This is a genomic window from Thiomicrospira microaerophila, assembly GCF_023278225.1.
Lineage (GTDB): Bacteria > Pseudomonadota > Gammaproteobacteria > Thiomicrospirales > Thiomicrospiraceae > Thiomicrospira > Thiomicrospira microaerophila_A.
Genome location: NZ_CP070959.1, coordinates 461,107 through 472,635, shown reverse-complemented (window position 1 = coordinate 472,635; position 11,529 = coordinate 461,107). Strand labels below are relative to the sequence as shown.

Genomic DNA, 11,529 nt, shown 5'->3' with positions numbered 1-11,529 from the left:
TTTATTCCTCAACCAAGATGTCCGCGCGATAAAATCCGGTTTTAGGTGCAAGCTGTTCCACCAACCAAGGCAAAACCTGCTGCATCGTCGCGTGCAGTGTCCAAGGCGGATTAATCACCACCATGCCACTGGCGGTCATGCCACGCCCCGAGGTGTCATCACTCAGACCCAATTCGTACAAACTGATATTTCGCATACCCGATGCGCGTAAGGCTTTTTCCAACTGATGAATCCGTTGGCGCTCAACCACCGGATACCATAACAAATAGCTGCCGGTTGCAAAACGTTTATGCGCCTGCACCAACACCTCCACCACCCGTTCATAATCGGTTTTTATTTCATACGAAGGATCGATTAATACCAGTCCGCGACGTTCCTTGGGCGGCAATTGTGCAATCACCCCCTGAAACCCGTCCTGTTCAAACACCTTAAGCCGTCGATCACGTCCGCCTAAAGCTAAGGTCTGCTGCAAAATCAGGTTTTCTTGCGCATGCAATTCAAACAAGCTTAAACGATCCTGTTCACGCAACACCGACTGCGCCAACCAAGGCGAGCCAGGGTAATAACTCAAATCAGTAGATTGATTTTGTTGATTAAATGCCGCCACCTGCTGCAAATAACGCCCCACGGCTTGCGGTGCATCAGACGCCTGCCACAAGCGTCCAATCCCATTCACAAACTCAGCGTTTTTCTGCGCCTGATGCGAATTCAATGCATAACCACCCCCGCCAGCATGGCTATCGGCATACCAAACAGGCTTGTCTTTTTGCGTCAAATAAAACAAGGATTCCAACAAAACCAAATGTTTTAAAACATCGGCAAAATTGCCGGCATGAAAAGCGTGACGATAACTGAGCATAAGGGATTCGAGCCTTTGTCATAGAAGTTTAACTTGGCCTCGATTATAACCCGACTCAATCAACAAGCGTTAGACAAGCCGATGTTTCAAGATTTAATCCAAATCAAGTTCAAACCTAAGATTGACTCCTTGTAATAAAACTGTCATAAAAATGTAAATTTTCCTGATAGAATCATCTGCGTTTACAAATCAAAACGAGCTGAAAGTTATGGAACTAAAAAACATCCAGTCCTTAGAAGACGCTGGAAAAAAATCAAGTCACGAACTCTTGCGCTTTGGCATTGCGCTTTTGTTTATCGTTGCGGTCATTCTTTACACCTTTATAAACTATGGCCATATCAGCTTTACCCTCGTGGTCGCTGCGATGATCGGTGGTTATATGGCGATGAATATTGGCGCGAACGATGTCGCCAATAACGTGGGTCCTGCGGTAGGTTCACGTGCAATGACCATGACGACCGCGATTATTATTGCTGCTGTGTTTGAGGCGGCGGGGGCGATTATTGCCGGAGGCAACGTTGTTACCACGATTAAAGGCGGTATCATTGACCCCAATGACATAGAGGAAGTTGAAACCTTTATCTGGCTAATGATGGCGGCTTTATTGGCCGCCGCCGTATGGCTCAATATCGCCACGGCAGTGGGTGCACCGGTATCAACCACCCATTCAATTATTGGTGGCGTAATGGGGGCGGGGATTGCTGCGGCTGGTTGGGCGATCGTCAACTGGGGCACCATCGGTCAAATTGCAGCGAGCTGGGTGATATCCCCGCTGCTTGGCGGAGCGATAGCAGCAGGCCTGCTCTATCTTATTAAACGCACTATAACCTACAAATCCGACATGATGGATGCATCGCGAATTATGGTTCCTTGGTTGCTGGCACTGATGGGGTGGGCGTTTGGTACCTTTCTAATGATGAAAGGTCTTAGTCAGATTATGAAGGTCTCGTTTGTGACCGCTGTTATTGTTGGCACCTTGGTAGCCGTTGCGGTCTACTTTTTAACCCGACCTATGATTAATCGTTATTCAAAAATCAATGCCAACAACAAAGATGGCGTCAATCAGATGTTTACCATCCCTTTGATTTTTGCCGCCGCCTTATTAAGTTTTGCTCACGGTTCAAATGATGTCGCCAACGCTGTCGGGCCTCTCGCCGCCATTCATGAAGCCCTGACCACCCATGAAGCGGCAACCGGCACAAAAGCGGCTATTCCACTTTGGATTCTGGTGGTTGGTGCACTGGGTATTGCCATAGGTTTAGCCCTGTACGGCCCCAAACTGATTAAAACCGTCGGTACGGAAATTACTGATATTGATCAAATGCGGGCCTACAGTATCGCAATGGCCGCCGCCTTAACCGTTATTTTGGCCTCGCAACTCGGCTTACCTGTCAGCACCACGCATGTCACGATTGGCGCGATTTTTGGTGTCGGCTTCCTTCGTGAGTACCTCAAAGCGAATTACACACGCATGATTGCCCAGATCGAAGAACATCACCAAGGACAGGATCGTGCCATCGTTGAAGCCTTTATTCGTCGTTTTGAAAAGGCCTCCTTACCCGAAAAAGGTCGGTTATTACAAGAACTAAAAGCCCACAGCTTAGAACATGACCCGCACTTAACCAAGAAAGAACGAAAAAGCCTAAAGAAAGTCTATCGCCAAGAACTGGTAAAACGCTCTATTATGCTAAAAGTTGTCGCGGCTTGGGTGATTACTGTTCCCGCAACAGGTCTTATTGCCGCGGGTATTTTCTTTGCCATTCGTGGGTTTATGATTGGATAAAACCATCCTGTTCAAAATAAAAAAGCGTCATCAAGACGCTTTTTTATATTCTAACGCACCGCTACCTTATGCGCTTAAGCAAAAAAAACGCTGTGAAAACCAATATTAAGGAAGGCATAAACGCCCCTAACAGCGGTGATAAATGATAAACCACCGTTAAATTTCCAACCAACTGATTCAATAGATAAAACCCTAAACCAATTACCGTACCCAAGAAAATGCGCTGTCCCATACTTACCTGACGCTGCGAGCCAAAGATCAACGGGAAAACCAATGCAATCATGCCAATCACCACAAGCGGTGCCGCCAGTTTGCGCCAAAACGCTAACTCAAAAGACGCTGACTCTAGACCATTAAACTTCAAAAACCGAATATACTGGTGCAACTCATCGATACGTAAATATTTACTATCTAGTTGCAAACGTTCAAGCATCGTAGGATCCAGCGGAAAGACCTGTTGCTTCTCGTCGAGATACTGCTGCTGTCGCATCAATGTTGGCCACTCTCCTCTATCTTTATCATAAGCCTTAAACTCCAAGGTTTGTTGGCGCACATCATTCAACAACCAATAATTATTTATATATTTTGCATAGTGCGCCTCAATAACACCGATTACTCGACCCTGGTGCATTTGATAAATAGTAATACCCTGCATTCTATCTGAAGCCACAACACTATCTACATGAATCAAACGATCTGGCTCTTTCATCCAAAAACCTGAACTGCCGCCTAATGAAATACCCCTTTGCAGAGCTTCAGCACGCAGCTGATTGGCCAACCCTTCAGTTTTAGGAGCAACCCATTCCCCAAACGCGGCAACCAACAACCATACTACAAGTGCTGTTTTCATCACAGCAACTAAAATGCGAGTGATAGACCATCCGGTTACCCTTAAAATCGTTAGCTCAGCATGATTGGCCAAGCCTCCCAATCCCATTAAGGTTCCAATCAACAAGGCTATTGGAAAAACCTCATAGCCATACACTGGCATTTTCAGTAATGTGTAAAGACTTGCCAAGGCCAATGTGTAATGCTGATCTAAACGCGCAATCTGATTCATAAACTCAGTAAACGCAAAGATAATCAGCAGCACGAACAAAACCAAAAACGTATGGCTAATAATCACTTTCCCCAGGTACCATTCGATTCGATTCATTAGGTTATTTTCCTGATTAAACGACGCTTAATAGCACCCAAGTCTGTAAAAACAAAAAAACTGAATATTAAAGGAATCCACCACATTCCTATCCATAAACTTAATTTTTCCTTTGCCAAGGCATCCTCGGTAGTCGCCAGAAGTTGAATATAGATCACATATAGAATAATCGCGATAAAAATTTTGGCAAAACGTCCTTGTCGAGGTTGAGTTTTACTCATTTTCAATGCTAACAAGCCTAAAACCAATATGCTGATAGGTAGAACAACACGCCACTGCAACAATGCGTAATGGGCAGGCTCTTTGCTCTGCCAAAGTGTCGAAGTTGTTAATTCACGCTTTCGTAAACGAACATTACCCGGCTCAAAGTCTGGTAAAAATAAAGCCAAGCTATCAAACTGTCTAACGTTAAGCTCATCAGTTTGCTTGAGACCTTCATAACTGTAGCCTTTTAACAGAACTAAAGCTAAGCGCCCTTCAATCAATTCAAAACGTCCTTCAGGCGCGCTCAATACCGTCCATCCACGCTGCTCACCAAGTCTAATCCAAACTTCCTGCATAAGACCATTCGAATCAATCTCGCGGGCATAGAGCACACCATTATTATTAGGTATCACATTAAAACGTCCTGCTACCAAGCCTGCCAATGGAGCCTCAACCTGAGCCTGCTCAATAACCTGTCGTTCCATCTGCGCTGCCCAAGGCGTTAACCACAGCGTAATAAAAGCAGTAATCAGTACCCATGGCACCAGAAAAATGGCCACTTGCTTTTGAAAATAGCTTTCAGCAATACCACAACTTCGAAAAACGACCATTTCCTGATCCTGATATAAACGCCCAATCGCTAACATCACCGCCAACAACACTGCTAACGGCAAAATCACTTCAAGCGCAGCAGGAAGTTTTAGCATTAATACCTGAAAAACGACATTCACTGGAATGCGCCCTTCAATCGCCATCGTCAATACCCGTGTTGTTTCGGTACCAAAACTCACTAACAACAACACAGCCAACACAGCCAACAAAGTATAGGTAAGTTCTTTGTAAAGATATTTATCGAGAATCCGCAAAAATGAAACCACTCAGGTTAAAATGAAAATATTATTTGTCATTATAAGTTAATCGCTGTCTAAGGAAATAAACAATGAAAAAAATCCAATTTGAATTGAATACCAAACCCCAACTAAACCAGTTCGATACGCTAATAATCCCAGTATTCAGCGAAGGGCAAACGATTAGTGCCGCGGCTGACTTTGGAATTAATGGTTTGATTGAAGCCTTAGATAAACAAGATGATTTTAAAGGAAAACCGGCTCAGACCCTCATGCTTCATCAGGTAAGCCAACTTGCCTGTCCTCGCCTATTACTTGTAGGCATGGGGGAACTCAGCAAATTGACTGAAAAAGGCTATCTCTCAGCCATTCAAGCGATGGCTAAAACACTTGAAAACTCAGGCGCAACGCGCGTATTAGATACCACGCATTTGGCGACACCGAAAGGTCAATTACAAAACTGGAGCCTTTACCAAAACAGCCTTATCCTACAGCGCAGTTTTTATGACTATAACCATGAAAGCCGTGGTGAACACAAGCCCAAAAACCCCCACCTTGCGCAACTCTGCTTTATGGCTGAAAATAACGACAGCCATCAACAGGCCATTCAACAAGGCCAGGCTACCGCGATAGGTATGGCGCTAACCCAAGACTTGGCCAATATGCCGAGCAACTTCTGCACCCCAAGCTATCTAGCCGACACAGCGATTCAGCTTGGCAAACAAGCGGGGTTTAAGGTGACGATACTTGAACGCCAGCAAATGATAGACATGGGCATGGGCAGCTTTATGGCCGTAGCGCAAGGCACAGATACACCACCAAAAATGATTTGTATTGAATACCAAGGGGGCAGCGCTGATCAAGCACCTATTGCCTTAGTTGGCAAAGGGGTAACCTTTGACACCGGCGGTATTTCGCTGAAACCCGGTGCCAGTATGGACGAGATGAAATATGACATGGGTGGTGCAGCTACCGTCATCGGTGTATTCCAAGCCCTAGCAGAACTAAAGCCTTCAATTAACGTGGTCGGAGTTATTCCAGCGACAGAAAATATGCCTTCTGGCAACGCAATTAAACCCGGCGATGTAGTGCGCTCGCTTTCTGGTCAAACCATTGAAATCCTGAATACCGATGCCGAAGGCCGTTTGATTTTATGTGATGCACTGACCTATGCGCAACAAACCTATCAACCAGGCCTGGTGATAGATATTGCCACGCTAACCGGCGCATGTATCATCGCATTGGGCAATCATGTATCCGGTGTGCTCGGTAATGATCAAACCTTGATAGAACAACTCCTTGCCTCTGGACGTCAAACCTATGACCGTTGCTGGCAATTGCCGCTAGGCGAAGAATGGGATGAGCAACTCAAGTCTAACTTTGCCGACATGGCGAATATTGGTGGTCGTGAAGGCGGCACCATTACCGCCGCCCAATTTCTCGCACGCTTTACCCAAGAGGTTAAATGGGCGCATTTAGATATCGCCGGCACTGCATGGCAATCCGGCGCCAACAAAGGCGCTTCAGGTCGTCCGGTGCCAATGTTGGTGGAATTTATTTTGCAGCAGGCACGTGGTTAAACTATGAACGAGCTGGTGTTTTATGTGCTTAACTCAAGTAGCTTTAATGAGCGTGAAGCGTTTTTGGTTAAACTGCTTAACAAAGCACAGCAACAAGCTCGGCAAGTTGATGTGCGTTTTGTCCAGTTGCAAGACGCACAACGCTTTGACCAAAAGCTTTGGTGTGAACCTCCTCACAGCTATATTCCCCACGGAGTAGAGCAAAATATTGATGCGCCAATCCAGCTATATGGTGACCAAATCATACATCCTTGCAAGGATGTGTTGATTAATCTACACCCTGATTTCTATGATGGGTTTAAAGCTTATCAACGCATCATAGAGTTACTCGACCAGTCTGACGAACTGATCGAAAAAGGTCGCCAACGCTGGCGTCAATATAAATCACTTGGATTAGAACCAGTGGTTCATAAAATTGGTTTTTAGTCAGCAGCCTTGTTTTTGTCAAAATTCATCTTATGTACCCACTCAGGATCAATATCATGCTTGCGGAAAAGGTAATACAAGTTTTCCCGTTTAACGCCTAAACGCTTGGCGGTACTAGAAATATGATAGTTCTCCTCATCTAAGACGCGCTTAAGCAATTTATATTCGAATTCATCCTTACTCTCTTTTAAACCAGAAACATCTAGTTCTGTATTTAACTGAACTGAAAAGCACCCTTGCAAAGAGAGATCCTTTTCGGTATCAAAATAAAGAAAGGCCCGCTCAAGCGAACTCATTAACGCATCCATTGCAATGGGCTTTTGCAGGAAGTCAAACGCACCGCGTCGAATTGCTTCAGCAGCGGCCTGCTCTTTATCCTGACCGGTTAAAACAATAATTTTCAGCGTCGGTTTTAAGGCCAATAACTCTTCCATGATTTTTAAACCAGCTTCTGTTGAATCCGGTTTAGGCGGCAGACCCAAATCTTGAATAACACACTTTAAATCCGGTTTTGAGTTTAAAACCCGTTTTGCTGACGCCAAGTTAATCGCCTCAAAAACCTCATAGCCCTTCCCCCTGAGCAACAGCCCAATCATTTTACTTAATGCCTCATCGTCCTCGACGATCAGTACTTGATTGCTATCAGCCATTTCGAACCCTTATTTCTATTAATTTACTAGCTTTTGAATACACTTTTATTTCTTAATTATAACATTGAAAAATAGCGGCATGTTTTTTAGCAATAATTCAATATTCACTTTATAATTTAACCGATAAAAACAAATGGACTGCCGATATGGATATTATCCAGCTTCTTGAATTTAGTGTTCAGCAAACCGCATCAGACCTACACATTTCTGCAGGCATGCCACCGGTAATACGTATTAGTGGCGACATTCGTCGTGTCAACTCACCTGTACTGGATGCAAAAACAGTCAAGGAAATGCTATATAGCGTCATGACTGGAGACCAAATTACTACATTTGAGCAGCACCTCGAAGCAGACTTTTCTTTTGAAATAGCTGATATTGCTCGCTTTCGTGTCAACGTATTCCAGCATAGCCGTGGTATGGGAGCTGTTTTCAGAACCATCCCTAGTAGGGTTTTAAGTCTTGAAGACCTTGGTGCCCCAGATATTTTTAAAAACATTTGTAACCACCCTAATGGGATCGTGCTAGTAACAGGGCCTACTGGCTCCGGTAAATCTACAACGCTAGCCGCTATGATCGACTACATTAACAAACACCATAGCTCACACATTATTACGATTGAAGACCCTGTTGAATTTGTCCACAAATCAGCAAAAAGCCTCATCAACCAACGTGAAGTTCACCGCGATACCCATAGCTTTAAGAATGCACTACGTTCTGCACTTCGCGAAGATCCGGATGTGATTCTAGTTGGCGAGATGCGCGACCTTGAAACCATTCAACTCGCACTAACCGCTGCCGAAACCGGTCATTTGGTGTTTGGAACCCTCCACACTAGCTCTGCGGCAAAAACTATATATCGTATTATTGATGTGTTTCCAGCAGCTGAAAAAGAAATGGTTCGCTCTATGATATCTGAGTCAATTCGAGCGGTTATTTCTCAAACATTAATTAAAAAAATTGATGGCGGACGCATTGCTGCTCATGAAATCATGCTCGGCACCCCTGCGATTAGAAACCTGATTCGCGAAGACAAGGTACCTCAAATGTATTCGACTATCCAAATATCGAATCAACAAGGCATGCAAACTCTTGAACAAAACTTACTTCAATTGGTGAATCAAGGTAAAATAGATTTATCTGAGGCGCGCAAATACGCCATAAACAAAAGTCTTTTTACCGAGGGTTAAGCGTTTCGTGTTTAAGTTTTTCTATTTATTTATCAGTCTAATTTTTTATACTAATTTCGTTAATGCCAACTTAGGCAACCCAATCCAAGATTTAGACTACCAGGCTTTTTGTTTAGAGTGGTCCAATAAACTCAGAACCGTTGAATACGAAGGCTGCTTGGGTTTTAACCTTCTCTATTCAGGTCACAATAGTGTGGAGGCAAGACCGCTTCTTCATCGTGAATTTTTACCCCCTAAAAATCAACGGCCTAAAGCTCGTGTCTTGGCGATTGGCGGCGTTCATGGCGACGAATACTCTGCAATCAGCATCAGTTATTTGTGGATGAAAGCCATGCAAGCTTATCCAGAAAACCTTGAGCACCACTGGTTATTTTTACCGCTTGCTAATCCTGACGGTTTATTTAAACAACCTCGTGCTACCCGAGAAAATGCAAATGGTGTCGACCTTAATCGAAACTTCCCGACACCAGACTGGAATGAAGCTGCGCATAAGTACTGGGTAAAACACGCACGCAGCAACCCACGACGCTTTCCGGGAACTGAGGCAGCCAGCGAACCAGAAACTCAATGGCAAGTCAGTATCATCAAAGCCTTTCAACCCGATGCGATTATCTCAATCCACGCACCCTATGGCTTATTGGACTATGATGGTCCTGACTTTGCTCGACCCGATAAAATGGGACATTTAGAACTTCGGCAGCTAGGAACCTTTCCTGGCTCTCTTGGGCGCTATGCGGGCGAGTATTTGGACATACCGGTATTAACCATTGAGTTAGAATCGGCAGGCCGGCTTCCCAACGAACAGGATATGTTACAAATATGGCAGGACATGAACGACTGGATTGAAAGCAAGCTCATGCCCTATGAGCGTGACTTTTAAGACAAACGTGTCTCAACACGCTTAGGATGAAGTGTTTGCAAGACTAGCTGCCAGCCCCCGTCATGACCTCTACGCCAATACTGGTGCACCAAATGGTCGGGCTTTTCCTTTGAAGGAAAAGTCGCATAATACAATCCCTGTTCATCAGGATAGCGGTATACGCTTACTTGCTGCCAATCAAAAGCGATTTTTTGATCCACCAACCAAGCATTCACTTCGGTTAAAACCTCAATCTTTTCAGATTCATAAAATTGCAAATCTGTATCGTCGTTTAGAATAAGAACTGGGGTCGCTAAACCGACGTTAAACTGCGTCACTAACGATGACATTTCATCATTATTTAGCACCACACATCCTTGGCTAGACATTGGCGGGCGACTAAACGTATTACTCGGTGTACCGTGTAACCAAATACCATGCCCTGTTCGACCCTGTGCCTGATCCCAAATATTAGGATAATCTAATGGCAGCGCACCAAATCCGTAAAGATCGGCCAGCCGCTGACCCGGAACCCAATCTGTAATATGGTAAACCCCTATAGGCGTTTTTCTATCACCCTCTCGCTGTTTACCCGCGCCCCCAGTTCCCATAGAAATGTAATAACTAGCCAACAAGTGCAGTTCACCTAGGCGGTTTTCATAAAGATACAACCTACTTTTAGCGAGATTAATCAAAACTAGATGTGGCTGCTGACCGACCTTCAAAACACTAGAATGTAGCACCATTTCTGCCACTGCATCATCTGTATGGGCATACTGCCAGCGCACCTCAGCTTCATTACGTAACCGTCCCGAAGTAATCGGATAAAGCTCTTGCACCCGAGCTAGTAAATCAAAGTTACCGGCGCGTATTGATAATAAGTCAGCCCTTAGCATCTGTGCCAAATGGTAGTCCGGATGGAGTTCCGTCAATTCCGAAACGACATTTAGAGCATCATTTAAACGCAACTGATCAAGATACCTTAATGACTCAACCACCATCATTTCGGCCTGTTTGGTCGGCGCTTTGGTCGTATCCTGAGCACTTAGCGACGAAGACATAACCGTAAACAAGGACAACCCTAGCGCAGCACTCAACTTCAACTGTTTAATTTTCATGAATCACGGTCTCTTGAATAATCTTCCAACCTGTTTTAGATTTAGTCATCAACAATACTTTAACCACCTCGTCTTGAAAACGATCAGACCGATAGCGCTGAGTAAATTGAATACGCACATTGTCTTCATCAATTGCGAACAACTGAACGTCGGAAACAAACACATCTATAAACCTTGGATTTGAAACACTACGTGTTCGAGCATTGCGCCAGGCCGCAATCGACTGCCCCTGAGGTGGCAAAAAATCTGGATGATAAGCCTGAAGATAAGCACGTACGTTTTGACTTGACCAAGCCTGGCGCCAAGTTTCTACTGCTTCAAGCACTTGATCTCGATCAGCAAAGCCTGACTCCACAACCACTACATCTGCACGTGACTCTGTAAGCGCTAAAAACGTTCCTTTTGGCAAACTGGGTTCGATTCTCTTAAATACATTGTTATAGGCTTTTTGCGCCTGAAAACTGTATATCTTGTTGAGATTATCCAATGCCTTAGACACTTCCCGATCAGCATGCAATGTTTGCTCTAAAATAGTCAGAGCTTCATCAAATTTATTATTCTCCATAAGCAAAACCGACACGTTGTTACCCAGAGCTAAATGGTTAGGGTAGCTTTTTCGCAATTCTTGCCAGATTTCAAGCGCTTTTTGTCGTTGATTTTGTTTTAAAGCCAACCAGCCCTGCAAATAGCCCTGTTGAAACGCTGAAATTTCATCTGTCGCCAAACGTTGCTGAGCAACAGAAAACTGGCCCGCATCAATTAACCCTTGAATATCCAGTGCCGCCTGATCAGCAACAACAGGCTTTAGCCAGAACAACACACTTAATAAAACAATAAAAAACTTAATTGATTTCAC

Annotated in this window: 11 protein-coding genes; 5 read left to right on the top strand and 6 right to left on the bottom strand. The window is 44.5% G+C overall.

From position 1 onward, the window contains the following. Window position 1: 1 nt before the first annotated feature. The gene (locus JX580_RS02220; RefSeq protein WP_248851170.1) at window positions 2–859 is read right to left on the bottom strand and encodes a 23S rRNA (adenine(2030)-N(6))-methyltransferase RlmJ; all 858 of its coding nucleotides are present in this window, start codon (window positions 857–859) and stop codon (window positions 2–4) included. Window positions 860–1,067: 208 nt separating this feature from the next. Here JX580_RS02220 and JX580_RS02215 point away from each other — a divergent pair, with 208 nt between their 5' ends. Then, entirely contained in the window at window positions 1,068–2,642 is a 1,575-nt protein-coding gene (locus JX580_RS02215) for an inorganic phosphate transporter (protein WP_248851169.1), read from the top strand. A gap of 61 nt (window positions 2,643–2,703) precedes the next feature. Here JX580_RS02215 and lptG read toward each other — a convergent pair whose 3' ends face one another. After that, window positions 2,704–3,798 carry an LPS export ABC transporter permease LptG gene (gene lptG, locus JX580_RS02210; protein WP_248851168.1) on the bottom strand — a complete coding sequence of 365 codons (1,095 nt, stop codon included), beginning with the start codon at window positions 3,796–3,798 and terminating at the stop codon, window positions 2,704–2,706. Next, window positions 3,798–4,868 carry an LPS export ABC transporter permease LptF gene (gene lptF / locus JX580_RS02205; RefSeq protein WP_248851167.1) on the bottom strand — a complete coding sequence of 357 codons (1,071 nt, stop codon included), beginning with the start codon at window positions 4,866–4,868 and terminating at the stop codon, window positions 3,798–3,800. Before lptF ends, lptG begins: the two co-directional genes overlap by 1 nt. A gap of 74 nt (window positions 4,869–4,942) precedes the next feature. On the opposite strand from lptF, the gene JX580_RS02200 reads away from it, so the two are divergent. Next, window positions 4,943–6,430: a leucyl aminopeptidase gene (locus JX580_RS02200; RefSeq protein ID WP_248851166.1), complete on the top strand. Its 1,488-nt coding sequence runs from the start codon at window positions 4,943–4,945 to the stop codon at window positions 6,428–6,430. Between the two features lie 3 nt (window positions 6,431–6,433). Continuing rightward, window positions 6,434–6,856: a DNA polymerase III subunit chi gene (locus JX580_RS02195; protein WP_248851165.1), complete on the top strand. Its 423-nt coding sequence runs from the start codon at window positions 6,434–6,436 to the stop codon at window positions 6,854–6,856. On the opposite strand, the gene JX580_RS02190 is transcribed toward JX580_RS02195, so the two are convergent. Beyond that, window positions 6,853–7,506 (bottom strand): response regulator, encoded by a 654-nt coding sequence (locus tag JX580_RS02190; protein ID WP_248851164.1) that lies wholly within the window; start codon window positions 7,504–7,506, stop codon window positions 6,853–6,855. The two genes, JX580_RS02195 and JX580_RS02190, sit on opposite strands and share 4 nt — an antisense overlap. A gap of 146 nt (window positions 7,507–7,652) precedes the next feature. On the opposite strand from JX580_RS02190, the gene JX580_RS02185 reads away from it, so the two are divergent. Together JX580_RS02185 and JX580_RS02180 are read left to right on the top strand one after the other, a co-directional pair. After that, window positions 7,653–8,696: a type IV pilus twitching motility protein PilT gene (locus tag JX580_RS02185; RefSeq protein ID WP_248851163.1), complete on the top strand. Its 1,044-nt coding sequence runs from the start codon at window positions 7,653–7,655 to the stop codon at window positions 8,694–8,696. Window positions 8,697–8,703: 7 nt separating this feature from the next. Further along, window positions 8,704–9,576, top strand: a complete 873-nt coding sequence (locus JX580_RS02180; RefSeq protein WP_248851162.1) for a M14 family zinc carboxypeptidase — start codon at window positions 8,704–8,706, stop codon at window positions 9,574–9,576. Here JX580_RS02180 and JX580_RS02175 read toward each other — a convergent pair. Next, window positions 9,573–10,673 carry a L,D-transpeptidase family protein gene (locus tag JX580_RS02175; protein WP_248851161.1) on the bottom strand — a complete coding sequence of 367 codons (1,101 nt, stop codon included), beginning with the start codon at window positions 10,671–10,673 and terminating at the stop codon, window positions 9,573–9,575. The two genes, JX580_RS02180 and JX580_RS02175, sit on opposite strands and share 4 nt — an antisense overlap. Then, window positions 10,663–11,529 carry a L,D-transpeptidase Cds6 family protein gene (locus JX580_RS02170; protein ID WP_248851160.1) on the bottom strand — a complete coding sequence of 289 codons (867 nt, stop codon included), beginning with the start codon at window positions 11,527–11,529 and terminating at the stop codon, window positions 10,663–10,665. Before JX580_RS02170 ends, JX580_RS02175 begins: the two co-directional genes overlap by 11 nt.